This is a genomic window from Ruegeria sp. D4, assembly GCF_056534475.1.
In genome coordinates, this window is sequence record NZ_JBQFPJ010000002.1 from 126185 (window position 1) to 151399 (window position 25215).

Sequence of the window (25215 nt, forward strand, 5' to 3'; positions counted from 1 at the left end):
CGGGAGAAAACGAATGCGCAATTGGCTTGTTTTTGTTCTTGCTTTGACGGCCACTCAGACAGCGGCTGAATGCGCGTCTGACGCCCAGATCGACCGGTTTGTTCAGGACTATCTTACGAACACACCTACCGTTGCTCTGACCCCGGACGGAAGCATGGCGGATGCGCTTTGCACGCAGGCGAAACTTGTCACTGCGATGCAGCCGCATCTTGGACCGTTGATTCGCTACAAGGCGGGCCTGACCAGCAAACCCGCGCAGGACAGGTTTGGAGCAAGTGAACCGGTTCAGGGTATTCTGTATCGCGACATGATGCTGGATGACGGGGCAAGTGTTTCAGAAAACTGGGGGGCCCGCCCGGTATTCGAGGCGGACCTGATCCTGGTGGTCGGCGACGCAGCGATCAATCAGGCAACCACACCCAACGAAGTGATGGAACATGTCTCGTCTGTTCGCCCCTTCATCGAACTGCCTGACCTGACCCTGGCCGACGGAGAACCCATTACCCCCGTCACCCTGACCGCAATCGGGGTTGCGCCGAAACTCGGCGTTTTAGGGTCTGAAATCGCCGTCACCGATCCCGCCGCCATGTCGCAGGATTTGATGGGCATGACGGTCACGCTTAGCGCTGCCGACGGTGAGGTTCTGGCACAGGCGCCTGGCACAGCCGTGTTGGGTCATCCGGCAAACGCGGCACTCTGGCTGATGTCAAAAGGGATCGAATTTGCGCCCGGCGATCTGATTTCGGTTGGGTCGTTCGGACCGCTGTTTCCACCTGCCAAAGGCAAAGGCGGCGCGTCCGTCAGGTATGACGGCCTGCCCGGCAATCCTACCGTCAGCGTGATATTCGAGTAGCTTATCCCCGCCCCTCACGCAGCCAACCAGCCAGCAGGAACCCGCCAGCCAACAGCAAGACCAGCCAGGGCGGCAGCAACCCGGCCTGTGTGACATCGCGCGTCTCATAGGCGTTTCTTTGGGTCAGACCGATCCAGCCGCGCCCCGAGGCCGGCCGCCCGGCGCGCACATTGCGGATCGACGGCAGCCCGTCCTCCAGACGGACAACACCACCGCGCAAATCTGCCAGAAGCGGTTCCAGCAGGTCGCCGGTTGCTATCGTCTGCTCGAACTCTTTCGGCGCAGCGGGCCCAAGACCGATCACCGCTGAATTCTCATCTTCTTCAAGGCGGTAGAGCCCGATCTCAGGTCCGATATATTGGGCCTCGAACCGTCCCGGTGACACCTCATCAAGCGTGATGTCCAGCGTTTCGCCATTTGGGCGTGTCACGGTCACGGTTCCAACCTCATCGCTGAGCGTCTGGCGGATGATGCGCATGACCTGACCGTTAGCTTCGGCCCACAGGGCTTCTTCCTCAAGTTCGGGTTCTTTCATCATCCAATGCGCAAGCCTGCGCAGCAGTTCCAGTTGTGGGCCACCGCCTTCGAAGCCCCGGCTCCACAGCCAGGCGTGGTCCGACGCCAAAAGCGCCACGCGTCCTTCGCCCACACGGTCGAGCACCAGCAACGGCCGATCATCAACCCCGGACATCAACGCCTCACCTGACCGGTGTTTGACATCGATCTGACGCAGCCACGCGCCCCAGGTTTCGGGATCGCCGAGATCGGTTGTAACCGGGTGGCGCTGACCAAGATCCGTGACTTTCGGCACATAGCGTTCCTCGATCACACGCGCTGTCGGCTGCGCGGGCAGGATCGGAGCAAGCGGAGATCGGAAAATGCTGTCAGCCGTCGCAAAATCCGGCCCGGCTGCAATCAGAACCGCGCCGCCTTCGTTGATGTAGTTGGTGACATTGTCCAGATAGATCGCGGGCAGGATGCCGCGACGCTTGTAGCGGTCAAAGATGATCAGGTCGAAATCGTTGATCTTCTCAAGAAACAACTCGCGCGTCGGGAAGGCGATCAAAGACAGCTCGTCCACCGGCACCCCGTCCTGTTTTTCCGGTGGACGCAGGATGGTGAAGTGGACGAGATCAACAGAACTGTCCGATTTCAGAAGGTTACGCCATGTCCGCCCGCCCGGATGCGGTTCTCCGGAAACAAGCAAAACCCGCAGCCGATCACGGACACCGTTCATCTGAATCAGCGCGGTATTGTTGCGATCGGTCAACTCGCCCTCGGCCTGCGGCACCGAGAACTGGATGACGTTCCGCCCACCATGTGGGAGCGTTATGGGAAGCTCGACATCCACCCCGATGGGAATGCTAAAGCTTTCCGGCGCGGCCCCGTCGACCGAGATTTCAAGCGGCGCGGTGACTGCTCCGGCAGGTGCGGCGCCGCTGTCCTCGACCCGCAAGGTCAGCGTCACGGGCTCTCCGATAATGGCAAAGGCAGGCGCGTTGCGGACAATCAGTCGACGGTCCCAATCGCCGGCACGGCCGGTTTGCAGCAGATGCAATGGCGCGGGCAGGTCCGGGGCCTGATCGACGTCATGCACGATACCGTCCGAGACCACCAGTATCCCGGCGATGCGCGCACGGGGTTCTTCCGCCAGCGCCTCGTTGAGGGCAGCCATCACCCGCGTGCCTTCATCCCCGTCACCGTTGCCGACGGCGATGCGGCGCAGTTCGGTATTGTCGCGGGATTCGATTTCTGCCGCCAGTTCCTCTGCGGCCCGTGCCGTCTGATCGGCGCGATCCGACAGGGTCTGACTGGCGCTTTCATCCTCGATCATCAGGACGATATCCGTCAAAGGCGCGCGATCCTCGACCTGATAGACCGGACCGGACAGCGCCGCGACAACGACCAAAGCCGCCAACCCGCGCAAGGCCCAGCCGGATAGTCCGCGCCACAGCGCAAGAATGACGCCGCCCAGCGCAACCCCGGCGACAATGGCCAATACCGTCCATGGGATCAGCGGATCAAAGATGACGGTTCCGGTCATTGCCCCAACCTGTCTAGCAAAGCGGGCACATGGACCTGATCGGATTTATAGTTCCCGGTCAGAACGTGCATGACCAGGTTCACACCGAAACGATTTGCCAGTTCGCGCTGACGTTCGCCGGCATAACCGCGGCCAACCGGCAGCAGGGCCTGCCCGTTTCGGTCGATGGCCCAGGCACCGGCCCAGTCATTGCCGCCGATCACCACCGGGGTGACATTGTCGTTAAGGTTTCGGAACGGCATCCCTTCGATCTGTTCCGCATCCGGCGGCGCGGCTTCGACCCAGACCTCGGCCCCACCATATCGTCCAGGAAAATCCTGCAGCAGATAAAAGGCACGTGTCAGAACATGATCGCGCGGAACAGGCTCTAACGACGGGATATTCAAAGGTCCGGCCAATTGTTGAAGCTTGCGCCCGTTTGGACTGGCGGCGCCAAAACGGGCCACATCCGAGTCGCGGGTATCAAACAGGATCATTCCACCCGAGCGCAGATACGCGTTGAGTTTCGCGTACGCCTCGGAGGAAGGCTGAGGCTGGTCCGGTGTAATGGGCCAGTAAAGAAGCGGAAAGAACGCAAGTTCGTCGCGTTCCAGATCGACGCCGATTGGCTCGGCTGGTTCCACGGAAGTTCGGAACAACAGCGTTTGCGAAAGCCCGCGCATACCGGCCCCTGCAATCGCATCCACATTCTCGTCACCCGTCAGTACATGAGCCAGAACCAGTTCCTGCGTGGCGCTTAGCGCAAATTCGGTGTCTTCGGGTGATTGGGCCTGTACCTCGGGGGTCAGCATCAATGCGCCAAGGGCCACCACCACCGTACGCGCCATGCCCAACCGCCCGGACAAGGCCAGCGAGGCGATCACGTCCACGGTCAGCAACAGCAGCGCAAGGCTCAGCAACAGGCCCCCGATCGGGGTTTCCGTGTTAACCTCCTGCCCCCTGATCGTCACATCCCCAGACCAAACCACCGGCTGGAATGTCGCGTCATCGGTCAGCACGTTCAGCGCCAGTTTCTGTTTACCGCTTTCATACAGTCCCGGCCGCAATTCCGGACCGACCGCCCGAGATACTAGATCAACACCGTCCACCCCGGCCAGATTGCCCGCATCCGAAAGCGACCCGAACCCGTCCAGAACTTGAATCGGCTCCCAGACGGTGCCCTGCAACTGAGCCTCCTGCCGGGATTTTGCGGCCGAGGCCACGGCCAGACGGTCCAGCATTTCAACAAACAAACCGGACAGTGGAACAGTCGACCATTCCGCGTCAGCCGTGACGTGAAACAGGACGACCTGGCCCAGACCCAATGTCTTTCGCGTGACCAGCGGCGTTCCGTCAGACAGCGATGCAATCACCCGATCGGCCAGATTAGGGTCTGGTTGGGCCATGACCTGCGTAGTGACAGTCACATCACCGGGGATCTGCAGGCCATAGAATGGCGAGCCTTCGACAAATGGCGCCAACCCCTTGGCTTCTCCCCAACTCATCGCGCCGCCGACCGAACGCCCGCCGCTTCGCAGACGAACCGGCAGCAAGGCGTCCTCATCCTTGCGGCCCAGATCACTTGCCGCCATGCGCGGGCCGGCAAAGCGCAGCAACAGCCCACCCTGTTCGACCCATTGAACCAGTTCAGCCTGTTCCGTGTCAGAGAGTTTGGCCACATCGGCCAGCACGATCACATCAGGGTTAGCAGGCAACACGTCCAGCAGACCGCCATCGACAAAATCAGCGGTCGGTCTGAGAACCTGCGTGAGATAATGCAGCGGTGACAATAACTCCAACCCCTCGCGGTTCAGCGTACCGGCGATCAGGGCAACCTCGCGCCGCCTCAGGCTGTCATCGGTCAGCGTCGTGGTCCCGGCTGAGCGCTGGCCTTGAATTTCGAACCGCGTAATCCGGGCGCGCAACTCGGAAGGCAGTGACAGATCAACCTGCGCCTGGCTTTCACCATCCTCGAACGTCACATCGACCGATTGCAGAACGCGCATTGCACCTGCGGGGTCGCGGCCCTGAGCCAGGATCGTCAGCGACATGGCCGGTCCGGGTTCCGACCGCAGCGCTGTCACCTGAATAACGCCGTCCTGATACGCTGCGGGCAATAGTGCAAAAATCGGCGCAGACGGGCGGTAGACCGTGACGCTCCCGCGACCCTGTAGGGCGGACAACATCCGGTCGTGGCCGGGGTAGTTCAGCCGGTCGCTGAACCAGCGTGTCTCGAACCCGCCGTCAACATCGGCTAGCGCCGCCAATACCTGATCCAACTGTTTCGGGTTGGGCTGCCAAGGCATCGGCATCAGGCCCGGCAGGCGCCCGCGCCATGCCTCAGCGGCCTGAAATACAGGTGTTTCCGGGTCGGTCAGGCGTAAAATCGATACGGGGCGACCGGCACGGCCGGCCTCGGTCAATTGCGCGTCGATCTGATCCAGCGTAGCTGACCAACGCGTTCCACCGGCCCAACTGGCGTCCAGAACCATCAGAAGCGGCCCCGATCCTGCCTGATCGCGCGACGGGTTCAGAACCGGCCCGGCCAGCCCGATGATGATCGCCGCCGCCGCCAGCATCCGTAACAGCAGCAGCCACCACGGGGTCCGGTCCGAGACGCTTTCGTCATCTTTCAACCCAAGTAGCAATGTAACCGCCGGGAACAGTCGGCGAATGGGTGCCGGTGGCACGGCGCGCAGAATCAGCCACAGGATCGGCAGGGTCAGAAGGCCCAGCAGCACCCATGGGGCTGTAAATCCGATGCCTGCCAGAACCGTCATTGCGTACCCCCGTCTAACGCACGATAGAGCCACAACAGAGCCGCTTGCGCGCTTTCACCGGTGTGGTGCTGACCCAGTTGCCAGCCAGTTGCACGACAAAGCTGTGTCAGCGCATCCTTGCGCGCGGCCAACCTGCCAAGATAGCGGTCGCGCAGATCTCCGGCCTTGAGGGTTTCATGCCGGACCGAGCCACCGACGCTTTCGAAAATAGTGCGTCCCTGGAAGGGAAAGGTCTCCTCGCCGGGGTCCAGAACCTGCAGCAACACACCGCGAACGCCGCGATCCGCAGCCTTGGTGAGCGCCAGTTCAACCTCATCCAGCGGACCCAGGAAATCAGAGATGAACACAGCCCGGGCATGCGGAACCATGGCCCGGTGTTCCGGTGGTGCATAGTCGACCTCGGTGTCCTCGGACCAGGCTTGCGCCAGCCGGATGATCTGGGCGTTGCCCCGCCGCGGCGGCAGCGTGGTGCCGGTCAGTCCGACGCGCTCACCACCCCGCACCAGCAAGATCGCTGTCGCCAGACCCAGCAGCCGCGCCCGGTCCGCCTTGGCCGGCAGCGCCCTGTCCGAGGCAAACCGCATCGATGCACCCTGATCCACCCACAGCATGATCGACTGGGCGATCTGCCATTCCCGCTCGCGCACGAACTGCTGATCCCCCCGCGCCGAGCGTCGGTGGTCGATAAGACGGCGACTGTCACCGGCCTGCGCCGGGCGGTATTGCCAGAAATCGTCGCCCAGGCCCGAACGCCGTCGCCCGTGGTCACCCAGCAAGACGGTTCCGGCCAGATGTTCGGCCCGCGCCAAAAGGGGCGGCAGCCGGGACGCCTCGGCCTCGGATCTTTCACGAAGGGTCAGCGCGGCATTCACGCCGCGGCCTCGGTACGCACCAATCCGGCGGCGGTGGTGTCGATCAGGCTGGCCAGACTGTCGCCACGCGCACGCGCTGCAAAGTTCAGCGCCATGCGATGGCTGAGTACCGGACGCGCCATGTCCAGCACATCCTCGGCATTGGGCGCCAGACGCCCCTGCAACATCGCGCGGGCGCGTACGGTCATCATCAGCGCCTGTGCCGCACGGGGGCCAGGGCCCCAGGCGACTGTTTCAGAAACACGGTCCGAAACGCCCGGTTCTTCGGGGCGGAAGGCGCGGACCAGATCAAGGATCAGTTCGACCACCGATTCACCCACCGGCATCCGGCGCAACAGGACCTGTGCCGCCAGCAATTCCTCTTTGGTGAAAATCTGGCTGGCCTCGTCTTCTTCCACGCCCGTCGTCGCCAACAGAATGTCCCGTTCGGTTTGGCGATCCGGGTATTCAACATCGATCTGAACCAGGAACCGGTCCAGCTGCGCTTCGGGCAATGGATATGTACCTTCCTGTTCGATCGGGTTCTGCGTTGCCAGCACATGGAACGGGACACCCAGCGAGCGATCTTCGCCCGCGACCGTCACCGTGCGCTCTTGCATCGCCTGCAGCAGCGCCGACTGGGTGCGCGGGCTGGCGCGGTTGATCTCGTCCGCCATCAGCAATTCGCAGAAAATCGGGCCGGGGATGAACCGGAAATGACGGCTGCCATCATCGGCGGTATCCAGAACTTCGGACCCCAGAATATCGGCAGGCATCAGGTCAGGCGTGAACTGGATGCGATTGCCATGCAGGCCCATCACGGTCGACAGCGTTTCCACCAGCCGCGTTTTACCCAGCCCGGGCAGACCGATCAACAATGCGTGACCACCACATAAAAGCGCCGTCAGTGTCAGGTCCACGACCCTCTCCTGCCCGATAAAGCGGCGGGTGATCGAGGTCTTGGCCTCTTGCAGCTTGTTTTCCAGCGCTTCGATCTCGGCGACGAGGTCGGCAGGTTCGGACATGGTTTTCCCTTCCGTGGACGAATATGATTGAAGTGTATCGCGCCGACAGGAAATGGCAAAAGCAATGAGCGGACAAAAACCTGTGACACCTTCTCCCGATGGTCTTGCGGCCTCGGTCAAATCAGTCAAAAGGCGGGGTTTACCGCCCGTTCACCTTTGGAATCCTCCGTTTTGCGGCGATCTGGACATCCGTATCGCCAAAGATGGTTCGTGGAGTTATTTAGGTTCACCCATCAACCGTTTCGAGCTTGTGAAGCTTTTTTCCTCAATTCTTAAGAAAGAAGACGGGAAGTATTTTCTGGTGACCCCGGTCGAAAAGGTGGGAATCACCGTCGAGGATGCACCCTTTGTCGCCGTGGACTTTGACAACACCAATGAAAGCGGTGTGCAAGTCCTGACGTTCACAACCCAGGTGGGCGATAGAGCTGCCGCAGGGCCCGATCATCCGATCCGCATTGTCATCGATCCGGAAACGAATGAGCCGTCCCTTTACATATTGATGCGCGCAAACCTTGAGGCGCGCGTTGACCGCAAAAGCTTTTACCGCCTTGTAGATATCGGCACTGACCATGACGGCTGGTTCGGCGTCTGGTCCGGGGGCGTTTTCTTTCCCCTGATCCAGTCTGATGCGCTGGAGCGTAACTAGGCCAGGCGCACCGATCTTCGGTCTTGTGCCAGCACAACCGCCAGCGCGACGATGCCCGCGCCCAGCGCGCGGGTCCAGTTCCACTCATCTCCAAGCATCACCATGATCAGCATCACGTAGAACGGCGCGATGTTGATGTGAAACGAGGCCAGCGCGACGCCCAGCCTTGCGATGGAACCGACAAACAGAATCTGACTGATCCCCATCGAAATCAGCGCATAGATCGCCAGCATCCCGACCTGATCAACGTCAATCGGAGCAGACGGCAGAATATCCATCCCCAACTGATGCGACAGGATCATCAGAATGGTCGCCATGACCAGACCACCGACAAAAACGATCGTGGTGCGCCCGGTCTGGCTCAGTTCGGGGAAATCCCTCGCCGTTGCCTGACTAGCCCAACAGAACAGAGCCGTTGAAAGCACGGCGCAGACCGCGCCCAAGCCCAGCTGCGCCGGGGCCATTGAACTGGTGGCGATCAGGCCTCCGATAATCGATACAGCAACGCCAAGGGCAAAGTTCCACTTGAGACGCCGCGTACCTGCGGCAAGCTCGAGCAGGGTCGCCGTCAGCGGGGCGCAGGACGCGATGATCGCGACGGTGACGGGATCCGTCAGTTTCTGTGCGAGGATGATCAGGAACATGCCGGTGCCTATGCCAAGCCCGCCCACCAACAGCGCGTGCCGCCACCGTGCGCGAAGAACACGTGTCGGACCGTCGATCAGGATCCAGACCGGCACCAGAACAAGCACCGCCAAAGCCAGGCGCGCCGCCAACAGGGCGACCGGGGGCCAGCTTTGAAGCAAAACCTCAGCTGCCGGAAACCCGGCAGCCCAGCACAGCATGGACGCAACCGCCAGGCCATTGCCCGACAAGGCAGAGCTCTGGCCTTGGGGCACAGACGCGGATTGACCGCGAACGGTTTCAGAGCTCATCGCCATGAATTTCAGACCTTCTGTTGGCAGGGCGTCGCAAAATTGATTCGCCGCACAGGCCCGACGGTCGGCGATGTGCCACCGCTATTCTGGTCGATTTTCGACAATCTGTCGTTTTCAGTCCCTTTCCCGGACATCACCCCGGGTCTAAGGTCCCGGCGAAAGGAACACCGAGCACATGCCAAGATTTGCCGCAAATATCTCGCTTCTGTTTGCCGAACTTCCGTATCTGGAAAGGTTCGAGGCGGCCGCGCGAGCTGGGTTTTCGGCCGTGGAAATACTGTTTCCATACGATCTGGCGGCCCGTGAAACCAGCCGCGCCCTGCTGGAGAACGGGCTTGAGCTATTGCTGATCAATGCCCCACCGCCCAATTACACAGGCGGACAGCCCGGCTATGCCGCCGTTCCGGGCGGCGAAGCCCGGTTTCAGACCGATATCCGCCGGGTCCTGAGATATGCGCAGGTGCTGCGCGCGGGTCAGATCCACATCATGTCCGGCTATGCAGAAGGCTCAGCAGCGTTTGAGACCTTTGTGCGAAATCTTCAATGGGCCGCTGATTTCGCGCCCACGCAGAAATTCACGATCGAACCGCTGAACACGACGTCGCAACCCGGATATTTTCTGAATGACTATGATCTGGCCGCCAATGTGCTGGACCGCGTGGATCGCCCAAATCTCGGCCTGCAATATGACAGCTTTCACGCAGAAATGATCCACGGTGATGCGCTTGCAATCTGGGACCGTTTTCACCCCCTTGTCACTCATGCACAGATCGGGGCGGCCCCCGACCGCGCTGAACCGGGGCGCGGTGACACGGATTTTCCCGCGCTTTTCGATGCAATGGATTGCTGCGGCTATATTGGGTGGGTCAGCGCCGAATACACACCGTCAACAGACCGAACCGCAGCCTCGCTGGGCTGGATGCAGGGATGGGGTACTGGAATTCAGGCCTGAAATGCCACACATGGGGGGCAATCAACTGACAGGATAACCGGATGATACCCGCTCGTTACGCTCATGCCCTGTACGGCCTAATCATGTCTGGTCTGATGTCCTGCATGGTGACCGGCATTGCCACGGTTAAGGCGGTGGGGTTTGGGCCGGGCACACTGAGCGACTGGATCTCATCCTGGATGTTTTGCTGGCCAATCGCATTTACCGTGATCCTGCTGCTGGGTCCCGCAGTGAAACAGCTGGTAGAACGACTGGTCAGGCCCGAAGCCTGACCCGCCGCAAAGATGGCCCGCCGGGCCTGATGCGCGGCGCGTTCCCCGGGTTAGTGCGCCTCGGCCCAGTTGGCGCCCTTCCCTGCATCGACAACCAGTTTGACATCCAGCCTGACCGCGGGATCGGACGCGCCTTCCATCACATCGCGCGCGATACGGATCGTTTCGTCCACAGCGTCTTCGGCCACTTCGAACAACAATTCGTCATGCACCTGCAGCAACATCTTGGCGGGCAACCCCCTGATCGCTTCCGGCATCCGCACCATAGCGCGGCGGATCACGTCCGCCGCCGTGCCCTGAATCGGCGCATTGATCGCCGCGCGGCGCGAAAACCCGGCATGCGGCCCTTTGGCGTTGATCTCGGGCGTATGGATTTTGCGCCCGAACAAGGTCTGCACATAGCCATGCTCTTTGGCAAAGGCGACCGTGTCATCCATGTATTTCCGTATCCCGGGGAACCGTTCGAAATAGCGGTCGATAAAACCCTGCGCCTCGGCCCTTGGGATACGCAGATTGCGGGCCAGACCAAAGCCCGAGATTCCGTAGATCACACCAAAGTTGATCGCCTTGGCCTGACGGCGAATATCCGGTGTCATTTCGTCCAACGGCACGTCGAACATTTCGGACGCGGTCATGGCGTGAATGTCCAGCCCATCAGAAAACGCCTGTTTCAAGGCGGGGATATCGGCAATATGCGCCAGAATCCGCAGTTCGATCTGACTGTAGTCCAGACTGACCATCACATTTCCCGGCTCGGCGATGAACGCCTCGCGAATGCGCCGCCCTTCCTCGGTCCGCACCGGAATGTTCTGCAGGTTCGGATCGGTCGAGGCCAGACGGCCCGTATTGGCCCCGGTGATCGAATACGACGTATGCACCCGGCCTGTATCCGGGTTGATATGGGTTTGCAGCGCGTCGGTGTAGGTCGATTTCAGTTTGGACAACTGCCGCCAGTCCAACACCCGGCGCGGCAGTTCGTGCTCGGTCGCGAGATCCTCCAGAATATCGGCCCCAGTCGAATACTTCCCGGTCTTGCCCTTCTTGCCGCCCTCAAGCCCCATCTTGTCGAACAGGATTTCGCCCAACTGGGCAGGAGAACCGACGTTGAAATTCTCACCCGCCAGTTCGTGAATATCAGCCTCTAATCCGGCCATTTTCTGTGCAAATGCGTTGGACATTCGGCTCAGAACATCTCGATCGACCTTGATGCCGTGCATTTCCATTTCGGCAAGTACCGGGACCAGCGGGCGTTCCAGCGTTTCATAAACCGTCGTCACCTGAACCTGATGCAGTTGCGGCTTGAACAGCTTCCACAGGCGCAAGGTTATGTCCGCATCCTCGGCGGCATAAGCCGTCGCCTCGTCAATCGGAACCTTGTCAAAGGTAATCGCCGATTTTCCGGACCCCAGCAGCGGTTTGATCGGGATCGGTGTGTGGCTCAGATACCGTTCGGACAGCGTATCCATGCCATGGCCATGCTCTCCGCCATGCATGGCGTAGGACATCAGCATCGTGTCATCGATCGGCGAAACGTTGACACCATAGCGCGCAAAGATCTTGGCATCGTATTTCATGTTCTGCCCGATTTTCAGGATCGAAGGGTCCTCGAACATCGGTTTAAACAGAGTCAGAGCCTCATCCAGCGGCATCTGCCCCTCGGCCAGTGCATCCGAACCGAACAGATCATCAGCGGATCCATCGCGGTGCGTCAGCGGAATGTAACAGGCCTCGCCCGCCTCCACGCACAGCGATATGCCAACAAGACCGGCGATCATTTCATTGAGGCCGGTGGTTTCGGTGTCCACGGCGACCCAGCCGCGTTCATAGGCCTGATCGATCCATTTCTGCAGCGCGCCTGCGTCCCTGACGCATTCGTATTTCGACGCATCGAACGGAACCGCTTCGGCTTCCTCAACCTCGGCGGCAGGCGCGGGCGCATCTGCAATGACAGGAGCCTCGGCCCCGAGCTTGTCAGCAATACGCTTGGTAAGCGTCCGAAATTCCATCTCGGCCAGAAAACCCAGCAGGGTTTCGGCATCCGGGTCCTTCACCTCCAGATCGTCCAGCGAGAAATCCAGCGGCGTGTTTTCGTCCAGTTGCACCAGTTTCTTCGACAACTCGATCTGGTCACGCTTCTCGATCAGGGTCTGGCGGCGTTTGGGTTGTTTGATCTCTTCCGCACGGTCCAGCAGGGTTTCGAGATCACCAAATTCGTTGATCAGCAGCGCTGCGGTCTTGACCCCGATCCCCGGCGCGCCTGGCACGTTATCCACACTGTCCCCGGCAAGCGCCTGCACATCCACCACGCGCTCCGGCCCGACGCCGAATTTTTCGACTACGCCGTCGCGATCGATACGCTTGTTTTTCATCGCATCCAGCATCTCGACCCCGTCACCGACCAGTTGCATCAGGTCCTTGTCAGAGCTGACGATGGTCACACGGCCCCCCGCCGCACGCGCCTGAACCGCCAGCGTGGCGATGATGTCATCCGCCTCATAACCCTCCAGTTCCTTGCAAGCGATATTGAAGGCGCGCGTCGCTTCACGGGTCAGAGGCATCTGCGGGCGCAGGTCTTCGGGCATTGCCTCGCGGTTAGCCTTGTACTGATCATAAAGATCATTCCGGAACGTGTGCGAGCCCTTATCGAAGATCACCGCCACATGAGTCGGCGCATCCGCCCCGGCGTTCCCTTCCACATATTTCTGCAGCATGTTGCAAAAGCCCGACACAGCACCGATCGGCAAGCCATCGGATCTCCGCGTTAGCGGCGGCAGCGCGTGGTAAGCCCTGAAAATAAAGGCCGATCCATCGATCAGATGCAGGTGACACCCTTTTCCGAAATTGCTCATGCGCGCTCTCCCTGTCGGTCAGGGATGGTTCTGCCACAGGGGCGCTCGGGTAGCCAGTCAAGAAGGTGATCTATCTGGCGCAGATATGTCGACCTACGCTGTGCTGAATGCCCTGCGTGCCTTGTCCCAACGCAACCCCGTGCGATCTGCGATCATCTGCATCTGCTTGTTCAGCGAGCGATCATTCAATCGGCGGTTCAGCGTGCGCAAGGGAATGAGGTTACGTTCCCCGTACCCATCAATCAAAAGAAACATGCGGACCTGACCACGCAGCCCGTAGACGATGTTCTGTTCGTGGATATCGCGCCCCACGATCTGATATTCGAACAGCTTTTGAACAAATCGATTGAGGTCGGCCAAGACTTCCTCGGTCAGCTTGTGCTGCTCACACATCCACAACAGATGTTTTGCCAGTTTGGAGTCTTCGGATTGAACACGCTCCACCACAACCCCCGGCCCGACATCCGTCTGTACGACGCCAAACGACCGCGCCAAAGGCAGTTGCGCAATGTCCTCACCGCTTTTCAACGCGGCTTTCAGCTCACACTCGATCTCTTTCAGGGCGTTGCGATATGCGGTGTCCGGCATGATCCGCCTGATCAACCGCTTGGAAAAGGAACGGTTTCGACGTGTTCGCGGGCGCGTTACCTTGATCAACAGGTCAGGCTGGCCCGGATACGCGTATACGTTTCTGTGGCCGCCTTTTGCCAAGGGCTCCTGATCCGACAGGTGCAAAAGCTGTACTGCACAAAGCATCCGGCCTCCGTTCTGCGCGGCACGTGTCACGCTGTCAGCTTGATGCCTCGCTGCCAGACAGCACGTATTTGCAGTCGCAATAGGGGCATTCAACCCAGCCGGTATCCTCGGGGATCTGCAACCAGACGCGCGGATGGCCCAATGCCCCCTCGCCGCCATCGCAGGCGACACGAGCGGTTTCGACGATCTTGGTTTCCGGCGCTTCGATGGTCACGGCTGGCGATCCTTCTTCGGTTGTCGGCCTCGCGGGCATGTATTAGGTGCGTTTATGAGCGATGAGCAAACCGGGGGCAAGAGCCACATGAGCGATGCGGCAATCAGGATCGAAGGGTTGCGCAAGACCTATCGCGGCGGCAAGGGCCAGCCCGAAAAGCAGGCGCTGAAAGGTATTGATCTTACGGTTCCGCGTGGATCGGTTTTTGGTCTGCTGGGACCGAACGGGGCCGGGAAGTCCACCCTGATCAATATTCTGGCCGGGTTGGTGATAAAATCCGCGGGCAACGTGTCGATCTGGGGCTTTGATCAGGATCAGCATCCCCGCCAGTCGCGGGCGGCCATCGGCGTGATGCCGCAGGAATTGAACCTTGACCCCTTCTTCACACCGCGCGGCGCTTTGGAGGTTCAGGCAGGTCTATATGGTGTGCCAAGGGCGCAGCGCCGCAGCGATGAGATTCTCGAACTGGTTGGCCTGAGCGACAAGGCCGAAGCCTATGCCCGCACCCTGTCGGGTGGTATGCGGCGGCGGTTGTTGCTGGCCAAGGCACTGGTCCACCACCCCAGGATTCTGGTTTTGGATGAACCGACGGCGGGCGTGGATATCGAACTGCGCCAGATGCTTTGGGCCAATGTCCGAAAGCTGAACGAGCAGGGCATGACCATTATCCTGACCACGCACTACCTGGAAGAAGCGCAGGAGATGTGTGACGAGATCGCCATCATCAACCATGGCGAAAAGATCGCGCAGGACAGCACCGCGAACCTGCTGGGCCGCATGGACAGCCGCACCATGGTGATCGTGCCGGACAACCCGGTCGCCGACCTGCCCGCGACGCCGGGGGTTGAGGCCACGCTGCGCGAAGATGGCAACCTTGTCCTTCAGTATCGAAGCGCCCAGACCAGCGCCGAACAGGTTCTGGAATCGGTGCGCGCGGCCAATATTCGTATCCGCGATGTCCGTACCGAAGAGGCCGATCTCGAGGATGTGTTCCTCGCGCTGACGTCCAGCCGCACGGATGATCCCCCGGCTGCCGATCAGGACCAGCCGCGCCGGGGCATGCACCGGGTCAAGCTTTAGGCCCGGTCTATCCGCGCCTGATAGCAGTTGTTTCGTGCAGACCGGACGTGGATATATGCAACGTCCGGGCGGGTGAAAATCTCCGTGACCTTTTTACTGATCTGATCCGTTGCGGTGATCGCGCCGGTGCCATAGACGATCCGGTCGTCCTGCCCGTAGCCCTTGATCAGATAGTCGGGCGATGTGGTCAGAATCTCGGGCAGCGCTTCACCCCCGTACTGCTCGCACGGGGCGGCACATAAGAAGATCGGGCCGGTTTCGGCGTATGGATGTGTCTCTAAAAATGGCCGATGTGCCAATATCAGCATTTCCTCGCCCTCAGGAATGTTCTTCAGACAGTGTCGGCAGGGATTCCCAGCCCCGGTGGAAACAACACGTTCCGGGGTGGCGCCGTAGGCATCCGGTCCTCCTTTCTGAAGGGCGCGTACATTTTCGGTCGGTAATGCGGTGATTTTGAACATTTCGGGTCTCCTTTTGGCAACCATGCCCGTGACCTCAAGCCTAGGCGACCCGTTTCCTGCGCAAAGGACTCGAAAAAGAACAAAACGTGAATATAATATGGAATCGCCATGTATGCCGAACTGTCGATCACATCGAATTTCACCTTCCTCACCGGGGCTTCGCACCCCGAGGAGTACATGGAACGTGCCGTCACCCTGGGCCTGCCCGCCATCGCGATTGCCGATGACAACTCGGTCGCCGGCATCGTCCGCGCCCACACGCAGGGACGCGAGATCGCCCGCAAGGTGCGTGAACGGCTGGAGTGGGAGGCGCAGAACACCTCGATCGGCCCGCCCTGCCCCGATCACATCCCCAAACCGCCCTCTTATCCGGTCCATGCAGTGCCACGCCTGATCCCGGCGGCGCGGCTGATCTTCACCGACGCGCCCACCGTCACCGCCCTGCCCCTGAACCGGCAGGGGTGGGCCAACCTGTGCCGTATCCTGTCGGCAGGTCGTCTGCGCGCCGAAAAGGGCGACTGCATCCTGCATCTGTCAGACCTTTTGGAATTCTCCGACGGTCTCCACCTGCTGCTCTGGCCACAGGCGATCCGGTCCCGGGGCGGCGCGGACGCATGGCGGACACAGGCGCAACAGCTGACGCGCCGCTTTGCCGGGCGCATACACCTGTTGATGCACCCCCGATATGATGGCGCGGATAGCGCATATTTCTCTTTGTTAGAGGCTGAATCCAAGCAACTTGACCTCCCCACACTTGCCAGCGCCACACCGATGATGCATCACGGTGCACGCCGCAAGCTGGCCGATGTGGTGACCGCCATCCGCCTGCGCCGCAAGGTCGACGAACTGGGCCGCGATGCGCTGACCAACGGGGAACAGCGCCTGCGATCCGAGGCCGAGATGCTGCGCATTTTCAAAGGCCATGAGGGTGCTGTTGCCCGCGCCCATGCGCTCAGCGAAGAACTCACCTTTTCGCTCGACGAGTTACGCTATGAATATCCCAGCGAGGGTAGCGAGCAGGAAACCCCGACTCAACGCCTGCATCGACTGGCGCATGAAGGGCTGAAATGGCGTTACCCTGCAGGCGCGTCCGAGAAAGCCAAGAAGATGCTGGCGCATGAGCTCACCCTGATCGGCAAGCTCAAATACGAACCCTATTTCCTGACGGTCCGCGACATCGTCAAATTCGCCCGGTCCCGCGATATCCTCTGCCAGGGGCGTGGCTCGGCGGCCAACTCTGTCGTTTGCTTCTGCCTCGGCATCACCGAAGTCAGCCCCGAGATGGGCACAATGGTCTTCGAACGTTTTGTCTCGGAAGCCCGCGATGAGCCACCCGATATCGACGTGGATTTCGAACATGAACGCCGCGAAGAGGTGATTCAACATATCTATGACCGCTACGGTCGCGAACGCGCAGGCCTCTGCGCGACGGTCGTGCATTATCGCGGCAAGCGCGCCATACGCGAGGTCGGCCGCGCCATGGGCCTGACCGAAGACACCATATCTGCGCTCTCGTCACAGCTCTGGGGATTCTTCTCGGCTGCCGGGCTCGAGGCGCACCGGATGCGCGAAATCGGCCTCGATCCCGAAGACCGACGGCTAAAACAGACTCTAATGTTGGTATATGAGATCGATGGCTTCCCCCGCCACCTGTCGCAGCACGTGGGCGGGTTCATCATTACCGAGGGGCGGCTGGACGAACTTGTCCCCATCGAAAACGCCACCATGGAAGGCCGTACGGTTATCTGCTGGGATAAGGATGATATCGACAGCCTGGGCATCCTCAAGGTCGATGTTCTCAGCCTCGGGATGCTGACCTGTATCCGCAAGGCGTTTGATCTGATCGGGCAGCATCATCAGACCGATTACACATTGGCCACCCTGCCGCCCGAGGATCCGGCGGTTTATGACATGCTGTGTGTGGCCGACAGTGTGGGCGTGTTTCAGGTGGAATCACGTGCACAGATGAACTTTCTGCCGCGGATGAAGCCGCGCAAATTCTATGATCTGGTGATCGAGGTCGCCATCATCCGCCCCGGCCCCATTCAGGGCGACATGGTCCATCCCTATATCCGGCGGCGGAATGGCGAAGAGCCGGTTGTTTTCCCGTCTGATGCGTTGGGTGAGGTGCTGGGCAAGACCATGGGCGTGCCGCTGTTTCAGGAACAGGCGATGCAGATCGCCATCGTGGGCGCGGGTTTCACCCCGGAACAGGCTGACCGATTGCGCCGTTCACTGGCAACATTCAAGAAACATGGCAATGTCAGTGAATTCCGCGCCCTGTTTCTGCGCGGCATGAAGCGCAACGGCTATGAGGATGATTTTGCCGAGCGTTGCTTCTCGCAGATCGAAGGCTTCGGCTCATACGGCTTCCCCGAAAGCCACGCGGCCAGCTTTGCGCTGCTGGTCTATGCTTCGGCCTGGATCAAATGCCACCATCCCGGCATCTTCGCCTGCGCGCTGCTGAACTCGCAGCCGATGGGGTTCTATGCCCCGGCCCAGATCGTGCGTGATGCGCGCGAGCACGGGGTTCAGGTCCGCCCGGTCTGCATCAATGCCAGTTTCTGGGACAATGTGATGGAACCCGATGGCCATGGTGGGTTGGCCCTGCGGCTGGGGTTCCGCCAGATCAAGGGTCTCAGCGAGGAAGACGCCAGTTGGCTCACCGCCGCGCGCGGCAATGGCTATCATCAGGTCGACGATGTCTGGCGTCGTGCGGGCCTTGGCCCCTCGGTGATCGAACGCCTGGCCGAGGCCGACGCCTTTGCCGCCTGCGACCTGACCCGGCGCGACGCGCTGTGGCAAGCCAAGGCGATTGCGACCGCCAAACCCTTGCCGCTGTTCTCGCAGGATCTGGAAGGTGAGGCGCTGGATGAGCCCGAAGCCTACCTGCCACAGATGACATTGGGCGAGCAGGTGGTCGAGGACTACGTCGCCACCCGTCTCAGCCTCAAGGCGCATCCGGTGGCCTTGCTGCGGCACCTGCTGACGCCGGGCCAGCGCGACAAAACCACCCCTGTAGCCTGACCAGATAACCGGATATTGCCCAAGAACAGAGTCGAATCCCAGGATCGTCATGACCCGCCCCACCCTACCCCCACGCTTTCCGGCGACACCGGACCAGATCAACGCGCAAGTCCGCGCTTTCTATGCACGTGTGCGCGAGGACGTCGTACTTGGCCCGATCTTTGCCAACCATGTCGAAGACTGGCCCGCGCATGAGGAAAAGATCGCCGCCTTCTGGCGCAATGCCATCCTGTTCGAGCGCAGCTATGACGGTAACCCGCAGCGAGTCCATATCGAACGACCCGATGTGAAACCCGAACTTTTCGCCCGCTGGCTCGACCTGTTCGAAGAAGTCGCCACCCAAACGCTACCGCCTGAAACCGCCACGCCGTGGGTCGCATTGGCTCGTCGCATCGGCGTGGGGATGAAGGCCGGGGTGCAATCGGCACGCCAGCCCAAGGACGCGCCGCCGATCTTGCAATGACCTCCGATCATGGCGGCTTTGCCATGTTAGCGGTAAAATAGGGGCTATCCGCCCCCGGAAAATGTGTTTAGTCAAAGGAAAAGCCAGCCCGAGAATTCATCCGGGCTGCCGCGTCGATCGCAACCACACCGACCCACGACCCGAGGCCAACTGATGAGCACTCAAAACTCCACCCTTCGGGGACTTGGCTACGCGTTTCTGGGCTTTGCGGTCTTTGCCAGCCATGACGCGCTGATCAAGGTCCTGGGCGGCACCTATTCGGTGATGCAGATCATCTTTTTCGCCACGCTGTTTTCCTTTGTCCCCATGGCGGTCACGATCCTGACCGACCGGACGACAGGAAACTTTCTACCCCATCATCCATGGCTGGTCCTGCTGCGGTCCGGACTGATGGTCACGGCCATGTCCTGCGCGTTCTATGCCTTCTCGGTCCTCCCGCTGGCCGAGGTCTATTCGCTGCTGTTTTCCTTCCCGCTGATCGTCACGGTCCTGTCGATTCCGATTCTGGGCGAGGTGGTTCGCGCGCAACGCTGGGCCGCGGTCGGCGTGGGCCTGATCGGCGTGCTGATCGTTCTGCGCCCGGGCACAACGGATATTACGCTGGGCCATCTGGCCGCCCTGACGGCCGCCTTCTGCAGCGCCTTTGCCTCGGTCCTGGTACGCAAGATCGGAAACGAAGAACGCTCGGCCGTTCTGATCCTCTACCCCATGCTGCTGGCCATCGTGGTGATGAGCCTCGCCCAACCGGCGGTGTATCTGCCTCCATCACTGCTGCACCTGGCGATGATGGCCCTTGTCGGCGTTTTCTCGGTGATCGCACAGCACCTGATCATCATAGCCTATCGCGCCGCCCCCGCCGGCGTTGTTGCACCCAGCCAGTACAGCCAGATCATCTGGGCCACGATATTCGGAATGGCATTCTTTGGCGAACAGCCCGACGGCTGGGTCGCTGTCGGCGCCAGCATCATCATTGCTTCGGGCGTATTCGTGGTCTGGCGCGAAAGCCGGTCCAATACCACTTCGGCTAACACCCCGGTTCTACGGGTCCGATCGCCAAGGTCGGATACGGGGGCGTCGAGACCAGGGGAGTAGGCCGCCTTCAGGTTTCCTTGCACCTGATCCGGAAATTGCCGTTAGCGTCGGCCTCATCAAAACGCCCCATACCTCGAACCAGATCACATAGTTTTGCATAACCATAACTGCGTGGGTCAAAGTCCGGATAAATTTTGCCCAATTGCCGTTCAACAAAGGGCAATGTCGCCCAACCATCCGGATCATTTGTATTTTTGACGGCGTTTCGGATGAGTTGAAAAGCGTGGTTTAGACTCTGTTTTTTGTATTTTTTGCTGTTTTTCCCCGTGCTCTTTGCTTCGCAGGACTCTTTTTCGATATTCTCGATGTAGATGAACCTTTTGCAGGCAGCCACAAACGCTTTCGGGGCTTTCCGTTCCCCTATTCCAAAAACGTCCAGCCCCTGCTCTCGAATACGGCTTGCCAGACGCGTGAAATCACTGTCGGAGGAGACCAGCACAAATCCGTCAAAGCGGCCAGTATGCAGGATATCCATAGCGTCAATCACCAGCGCAATATCGCTGGCGTTTTTGCCTTTCGTGTTGGCGAATTGCTGATGGGGAACGATGGCGAACTCTACCAGAGTATTGGCATTCCAACCCTGGGGCGAGCTATTGGAGAAATCCCCGTAAATCCGCCTTAAACCTGCTTCGCCCAATATGGCGATTTCTTCAAAAATTTCAGCAGCGTGTTTTGCGGGAACGTTGTCCGCATCAATTAGAACCGCCAGCCGGTCCGTACTCATTGTCGTCACTTCAATTCCTCAAATCAGAATTTAATTTGTAATGAGGAATGTATGCACGAAAAGAGGCGGGAAAATGCCCGCCCCGTGATTTTTTAATCTGATCAGTAAACGACGACCGATCGAATACTCTCACCCTTATGCATCAGGTCGAAGCCGTGGTTGATGTCGTCCAGACCCATGGTGTGCGTGATCATCGGATCGATCTCGATCTTACCTTCCATGTACCAGTCGACGATCTTGGGCACGTCGGTCCGGCCACGGGCGCCACCAAAGGCGGTGCCGCGCCACGAACGACCGGTGACCAGTTGGAACGGACGGGTCGAGATTTCGGCCCCCGCAGGGGCCACACCGATGATAATCGATTCACCCCAGCCCTTATGCGCCGATTCCAGTGCTGCGCGCATCACGCCGACATTGCCGGTGGCGTCAAAGGTATAATCCGCGCCGCCTTTGGTCAGATCGACCAGGTAAGGCACCAGATCGCCTTCGACTTCGTTCGGGTTCACGAAATCGGTCATCCCGAACTTGGTGGCCATCTCGACCTTGGACGGATTCAGGTCGACGCCGACGATCTGATCCGCTCCGGCCAGACGCAGGCCCTGAATCACGTTCAGGCCGATGCCACCCAGGCCAAACACGATGGCACGGCTGCCAATTTCCACCTTGGCAGTGTTGATCACCGCGCCGATGCCGGTGGTTACACCGCAGCCGATATAACAGATCTTGTCGAAGGGTGCGTCCTCGCGCACCTTGGCCAGCGCGATTTCCGGCAGAACCGTGTGGTTCGAGAAGGTCGAACAGCCCATGTAGTGCAGGATCGGATCGCCATCCAGCGTCGAAAAGCGCGAGGTGCCGTCGGGCATCAGGCCCTGACCTTGCGTGCTGCGGATCGCCTGGCACAGGTTGGTTTTGGGATGCAGACAGTATTCACACTCACGACATTCCGGAGTGTAAAGCGGGATCACATGGTCGCCCGGCTTCAGGCTGGTCACACCCGGACCAACCTCAACCACAACACCCGCGCCTTCGTGGCCCAGAATGGCCGGGAACAGGCCTTCGGGGTCAGCACCTGAAAGGGTGAATTCGTCAGTATGGCAGATGCCGGTGGCTTTGATTTCAACCAGAACCTCGCCCGCCTTGGGGCCTTCAAGGTTCACGTCCATCACTTCCAAAGGTTTGCCCGCCTGAACGGCAACGGCGGCACGGGTACGCATGGTGTTTGTCTCCCTGTCTTAAATTGCCCCGACCCTGCGTCAATTGCAGAGCGTTTTCAACTGCGCTTTGATGGCAAATTGGCTAATTGTTTGATATTGCAGAAACGACATTGTCAGAAAGAGGAACGCCAATGCTTCGATTAATCCCGCTTGTGATCCTTCTGGCAGCCTGTACCGACACCAGCATTCCCGAAGATGTCGCCGCCACCCCCCAAGCCGCTTCGGTGGAACTGGCCTTTTGCAAGGGGGAACCCTTTGCCGATTCCGTTGGCCAGCCGGTCTCGAGCATCCGGGCGGATCTGCCCGAGCGAGCCCGTGTACTGGGCCCGGATGACATCGCCACACAGGATTACCGCATCGACCGGCTGAACGTTTACGTGAACGGGGCCGGGATCGTTCAGCGGCTGGCCTGCGGGTAGGGGTCGGACTCGACTCTGGCATCGATTCTCAGATAAGAACAAAATGAGAACACTTTGATGTCTGCCGATGCCCAAACGCCGAATACTTTCGCTGTGGTTCCCCCGTCTGGGGGCTGAACGGCTGGTCCGCGCCGCGCGGGGCCTGCAGGATGGGCCTTTGGCCGTGGTGGCCGAGCAGTCCAATATGCAGGTCGTCACCTCGCTGAACGCCGAAGCCCAGGCCGCCGGTCTGCGCGTGGGTCAGCCGGTGCGCGACGCCCATGCCATGTGTGCAGCACTTGTGACACGCCCCCGTAATGCCCCGGCCGAGGCCGCGTTTCTGACCGCGCTGCGCCGCTGGGTGGGCAAGTTCAGCCCTTGGGTGGCCGAGGAATCACCGGACGGGCTGATTGTCGACCTGTCGGGCTGCGCGCATCTGTTCGGTGGCGAAGAAGCGTTGCTGAGCGTGATCGAGACCGACTGCGCCGATATGGGGCTGAGCGTGCAGATGGGCATCGCCGACACGTTGGGGGCCGCCTGGGCTTTGGCGCGCTATGCCGGGCAAGAGGCCACGTCCGACCGTAACGGTGACGCCATCAGCCAAGAGGCCCGCGCCACCCGCGCCCGTGCAGGAAAGCGACGGCACTGGACCAAAGGCGGGGCCGCGCCGCAGGTGATGGCACTGGGTGGCGGCGCACGGATCGCAGCACCGGGGCAATCCTATGGCGCGCTCAGCCCCCTGCCCATCGCAGCGTTGCGGCTCGAGGATCAGGTGGTGGCGCAACTGAACCGGCTGGGCCTGCGCCGGATCGGCGATCTGCTGGGCCAGCCCCGCGCCTCTCTGGCGCGGCGGTTCGGGCGAGGGCTGGTGCTGCGGCTGGATCAGGCGATGGGCAGCGCCCCCGAGCCGGTCTCACCCGCCCGTCCGCCGCATCACTTTGCGGTGCGGATGACCCTGCCCAACCCGATCGGATTGGTCGAGGACGTGATGGCCGCCATCGATCGTATTCTGCCCACGCTCTGCGCCAGATTGGAAGAGAAGGGCCGCGGCGTCCGTACCCTACGGCTCGAAGCGCATCGTGCGGATCAGGCGGCCGAGATCATCGAGGTCGGTCTGGCCCGCCCAACCTATGACAAACACCGTATTCGCCCTTTGTTAGAGATGAAGATCGACAAGATCGACGCAGGTTATGGCATCGACATGCTGCGACTTGAGGCGGTTCAGTCCGAGCCCATCCACGCCCGGACCCGAACCGGCCATGCCGAAGCCAGCCGCGCCGCCCGGGAACGGCTGGAGGGTAACAGAGCCGTCGAAGACCTGATCGGAAAACTGGGCGCGCGGGTGGGTCTGGAGGCGATCACACGGCGCCACCCGGCGGCTTCTCACATCCCCGAGAAAACGGCTCAGACCCTGGCCGCCGCGTGGTCGGAACCCGCCCGCAACTGGCCCGTTCCGCCACGCCCCCGGCCTTTGCAGATGTGGCAACCCGAACCGGTAATGGCCCCGGAAACCCCAGAAGTGCCCGGTGCCTTTCGCTGGCGCGGGCGGGACTGGCAGTTGGCACAAGCCACCGGTCCGGAACGCATCGCGCCCGAGTGGTGGCTGGACGATCCAAACTGGCGCAGCGGGGTGCGCGATTACTGGGTGGTGGTGACGGAACAGGGTGAACGGCTTTGGCTGTTTTACGGCCATGGCGGCACCCTGTCGGCGGGCTGGTTCTGTCAGGGGCAGTTCGGCTGATACTACCTGCCGCGAAACACCAGAAAGTCCGGCAGATAATCAAAAAACCGGACCAGCCACGAAAACGGAGCCGGAAAATCGGTGCGAAACCGGCGTCGCGACATCGCCTTGACCACACGGTTTGCCGCATCTTCCGGCGTCATCAGCATCGGCATCTTGAATTTGTTCTTCTCTGTCAGCCGGGTCTTGATGAAACCGGGGTTGACGATGCGCACAGTCACACCGGTGCCGGCAAGATCAAGCCGCATGGATTCCGCCAATGAAATCAGCGCTGCCTTGCTGGCGGCGTAACCAATCGCCGCCGGTAACCCACGATAACCCGACAACGACCCGATCAGCGTGATATCCCCGCGACCAGCCTGAACAAAGCCCGGCACTGTTTCGCCAAGAACCCGCAGGGCACCCGTGAAATTCACGTCATTCATCGCAAGAACGGCCTCGGTATCCCAGTGTTTTGCGGGCATCGGCTCGTAGATGCCGGCATTGTAAACCAGTCCGTCGACCTCTCCGACCTGTTGCCGCGCACGGCGAACCGCCTCAAGGTCCGCGACATCAAATGGAACGGCGCGCGCATTGGGCAGCGACCCGCAGATTTCTTTCAGACGTTCGGCGTTGCGGGCGGACAGGACCAGATGCGCCCCTTTGTTGCTCAGCGCCTCGGCCAGCGAGCGGCCCAGCCCTTCACTTGCGCCAATGATCCAGTAGGTCTTTCCATCAAAATCGATCATGCCTTTTCATTCCGGTTGTAACAGTCGTTTTACGCACCGGTGACCCGAAAGGATCACCCACCGTCCGGACCTGGGGATGCCACCTCAAACAGCCTTGGGATGCTAAGATACAGCAAAGTATTGCTTTT

At 60.6% G+C, this 25215-nt stretch carries 22 protein-coding genes; 10 read left to right on the top strand and 12 right to left on the bottom strand.

Features of this window, described 5'->3' with window-relative positions; genetic code table 11:
* Nucleotides 1-13: 13 nt before the first annotated feature.
* Complete coding sequence (locus tag ACR0MI_RS04600) at nucleotides 14-853, top strand: fumarylacetoacetate hydrolase family protein (RefSeq protein WP_170815775.1); 840 nt, start codon at nucleotides 14-16, stop codon at nucleotides 851-853.
* A gap of 1 nt (nucleotide 854) precedes the next feature.
* Here the strand turns inward: ACR0MI_RS04600 and ACR0MI_RS04605 are convergent, their stop codons facing one another.
* From ACR0MI_RS04605 to ACR0MI_RS04620, 4 genes are read right to left on the bottom strand one after another with little or no spacing between them, the layout of a single operon-like run.
* Nucleotides 855-2897: a DUF7408 domain-containing protein gene (locus ACR0MI_RS04605; protein ID WP_170816839.1), complete on the bottom strand. Its 2043-nt coding sequence runs from the start codon at nucleotides 2895-2897 to the stop codon at nucleotides 855-857.
* On the bottom strand, nucleotides 2894-5656 hold the full coding sequence (locus ACR0MI_RS04610) for a DUF4159 domain-containing protein (protein ID WP_170612894.1): 2763 nt from the start codon (nucleotides 5654-5656) through the stop codon (nucleotides 2894-2896). The genes ACR0MI_RS04605 and ACR0MI_RS04610 overlap by 4 nt, the downstream gene beginning before the upstream one ends.
* Nucleotides 5653-6528 carry a DUF58 domain-containing protein gene (locus ACR0MI_RS04615; RefSeq protein WP_170612892.1) on the bottom strand — a complete coding sequence of 292 codons (876 nt, stop codon included), beginning with the start codon at nucleotides 6526-6528 and terminating at the stop codon, nucleotides 5653-5655. Before ACR0MI_RS04615 ends, ACR0MI_RS04610 begins: the two co-directional genes overlap by 4 nt.
* Nucleotides 6525-7532 carry an AAA family ATPase gene (locus tag ACR0MI_RS04620; protein ID WP_170612890.1) on the bottom strand — a complete coding sequence of 336 codons (1008 nt, stop codon included), beginning with the start codon at nucleotides 7530-7532 and terminating at the stop codon, nucleotides 6525-6527. The genes ACR0MI_RS04615 and ACR0MI_RS04620 overlap by 4 nt, the downstream gene beginning before the upstream one ends.
* 64 nt (nucleotides 7533-7596) lie before the next feature.
* Between ACR0MI_RS04620 and ACR0MI_RS04625 the strand changes: the two genes are divergently transcribed.
* On the top strand, nucleotides 7597-8178 hold the full coding sequence (locus tag ACR0MI_RS04625) for a DUF1285 domain-containing protein (RefSeq protein ID WP_170619071.1): 582 nt from the start codon (nucleotides 7597-7599) through the stop codon (nucleotides 8176-8178).
* On the opposite strand, the gene ACR0MI_RS04630 is transcribed toward ACR0MI_RS04625, so the two are convergent.
* Nucleotides 8175-9113 carry a DMT family transporter gene (locus ACR0MI_RS04630; RefSeq protein ID WP_170613156.1) on the bottom strand — a complete coding sequence of 313 codons (939 nt, stop codon included), beginning with the start codon at nucleotides 9111-9113 and terminating at the stop codon, nucleotides 8175-8177. The genes ACR0MI_RS04625 and ACR0MI_RS04630 overlap by 4 nt on opposite strands.
* Before the next feature lie 178 nt (nucleotides 9114-9291).
* Here ACR0MI_RS04630 and ACR0MI_RS04635 point away from each other — a divergent pair, with 178 nt between their 5' ends.
* Nucleotides 9292-10068, top strand: a complete 777-nt coding sequence (locus ACR0MI_RS04635; RefSeq protein ID WP_170612886.1) for a TIM barrel protein — start codon at nucleotides 9292-9294, stop codon at nucleotides 10066-10068.
* A gap of 41 nt (nucleotides 10069-10109) precedes the next feature.
* A complete protein-coding gene (locus tag ACR0MI_RS04640; protein ID WP_170612884.1) occupies nucleotides 10110-10340 on the top strand; it encodes a DUF2798 domain-containing protein in 231 nt (76 codons plus the stop codon).
* 50 nt (nucleotides 10341-10390) lie between these two features.
* On the opposite strand, the gene polA is transcribed toward ACR0MI_RS04640, so the two are convergent.
* The 3 genes from polA to ACR0MI_RS04655 all read right to left on the bottom strand — a co-directional run bounded on the left by polA (nucleotide 10391) and on the right by ACR0MI_RS04655 (nucleotide 14159).
* Nucleotides 10391-13189: a DNA polymerase I gene (polA, locus tag ACR0MI_RS04645; RefSeq protein WP_170619070.1), complete on the bottom strand. Its 2799-nt coding sequence runs from the start codon at nucleotides 13187-13189 to the stop codon at nucleotides 10391-10393.
* A gap of 93 nt (nucleotides 13190-13282) precedes the next feature.
* Nucleotides 13283-13945, bottom strand: coding sequence for a YrbL family protein (locus tag ACR0MI_RS04650; RefSeq protein WP_170612880.1), 663 nt, complete (start codon nucleotides 13943-13945; stop codon nucleotides 13283-13285).
* 34 nt (nucleotides 13946-13979) lie between these two features.
* Complete coding sequence (locus ACR0MI_RS04655; RefSeq protein ID WP_170612878.1) at nucleotides 13980-14159, bottom strand: zinc-finger domain-containing protein; 180 nt, start codon at nucleotides 14157-14159, stop codon at nucleotides 13980-13982.
* Between the two features lie 87 nt (nucleotides 14160-14246).
* Between ACR0MI_RS04655 and ACR0MI_RS04660 the strand changes: the two genes are divergently transcribed.
* Complete coding sequence (locus tag ACR0MI_RS04660) at nucleotides 14247-15239, top strand: ABC transporter ATP-binding protein (RefSeq protein ID WP_170619097.1); 993 nt, start codon at nucleotides 14247-14249, stop codon at nucleotides 15237-15239.
* Here the strand turns inward: ACR0MI_RS04660 and ACR0MI_RS04665 are convergent.
* Nucleotides 15236-15700, bottom strand: coding sequence for a DUF1203 domain-containing protein (locus ACR0MI_RS04665; RefSeq protein WP_170612876.1), 465 nt, complete (start codon nucleotides 15698-15700; stop codon nucleotides 15236-15238). The genes ACR0MI_RS04660 and ACR0MI_RS04665 overlap by 4 nt on opposite strands.
* 108 nt (nucleotides 15701-15808) lie before the next feature.
* Here ACR0MI_RS04665 and ACR0MI_RS04670 point away from each other — a divergent pair, with 108 nt between their 5' ends.
* From ACR0MI_RS04670 to ACR0MI_RS04680, 3 genes are all read left to right on the top strand, one after another.
* Nucleotides 15809-18727: an error-prone DNA polymerase gene (locus ACR0MI_RS04670; protein WP_170612874.1), complete on the top strand. Its 2919-nt coding sequence runs from the start codon at nucleotides 15809-15811 to the stop codon at nucleotides 18725-18727.
* A 49-nt stretch (nucleotides 18728-18776) separates the two neighbouring features.
* Nucleotides 18777-19190, top strand: a complete 414-nt coding sequence (locus tag ACR0MI_RS04675; protein WP_170612872.1) for a group III truncated hemoglobin — start codon at nucleotides 18777-18779, stop codon at nucleotides 19188-19190.
* A gap of 153 nt (nucleotides 19191-19343) precedes the next feature.
* On the top strand, nucleotides 19344-20282 hold the full coding sequence (locus tag ACR0MI_RS04680; RefSeq protein WP_170612869.1) for a DMT family transporter: 939 nt from the start codon (nucleotides 19344-19346) through the stop codon (nucleotides 20280-20282).
* 7 nt (nucleotides 20283-20289) lie between these two features.
* Here ACR0MI_RS04680 and ACR0MI_RS04685 read toward each other — a convergent pair whose 3' ends face one another.
* Both ACR0MI_RS04685 and ACR0MI_RS04690 read right to left on the bottom strand, forming a co-directional pair.
* Entirely contained in the window at nucleotides 20290-21006 is a 717-nt protein-coding gene (locus ACR0MI_RS04685) for an NYN domain-containing protein (RefSeq protein WP_170612868.1), read from the bottom strand.
* A 101-nt stretch (nucleotides 21007-21107) separates the two neighbouring features.
* Nucleotides 21108-22220, bottom strand: a complete 1113-nt coding sequence (locus tag ACR0MI_RS04690) for an S-(hydroxymethyl)glutathione dehydrogenase/class III alcohol dehydrogenase (RefSeq protein WP_170612866.1) — start codon at nucleotides 22218-22220, stop codon at nucleotides 21108-21110.
* 131 nt (nucleotides 22221-22351) lie between these two features.
* Here ACR0MI_RS04690 and ACR0MI_RS04695 point away from each other — a divergent pair, with 131 nt between their 5' ends.
* Both ACR0MI_RS04695 and ACR0MI_RS04700 read left to right on the top strand, forming a co-directional pair.
* On the top strand, nucleotides 22352-22639 hold the full coding sequence (locus ACR0MI_RS04695) for an I78 family peptidase inhibitor (RefSeq protein WP_170612864.1): 288 nt from the start codon (nucleotides 22352-22354) through the stop codon (nucleotides 22637-22639).
* 67 nt (nucleotides 22640-22706) lie between these two features.
* Complete coding sequence (locus tag ACR0MI_RS04700; RefSeq protein WP_170612862.1) at nucleotides 22707-24359, top strand: Y-family DNA polymerase; 1653 nt, start codon at nucleotides 22707-22709, stop codon at nucleotides 24357-24359.
* A 2-nt stretch (nucleotides 24360-24361) separates the two neighbouring features.
* On the opposite strand, the gene ACR0MI_RS04705 is transcribed toward ACR0MI_RS04700, so the two are convergent.
* Nucleotides 24362-25087 carry an SDR family NAD(P)-dependent oxidoreductase gene (locus ACR0MI_RS04705; protein ID WP_170612860.1) on the bottom strand — a complete coding sequence of 242 codons (726 nt, stop codon included), beginning with the start codon at nucleotides 25085-25087 and terminating at the stop codon, nucleotides 24362-24364.
* Nucleotides 25088-25215 lie beyond the last annotated feature (128 nt).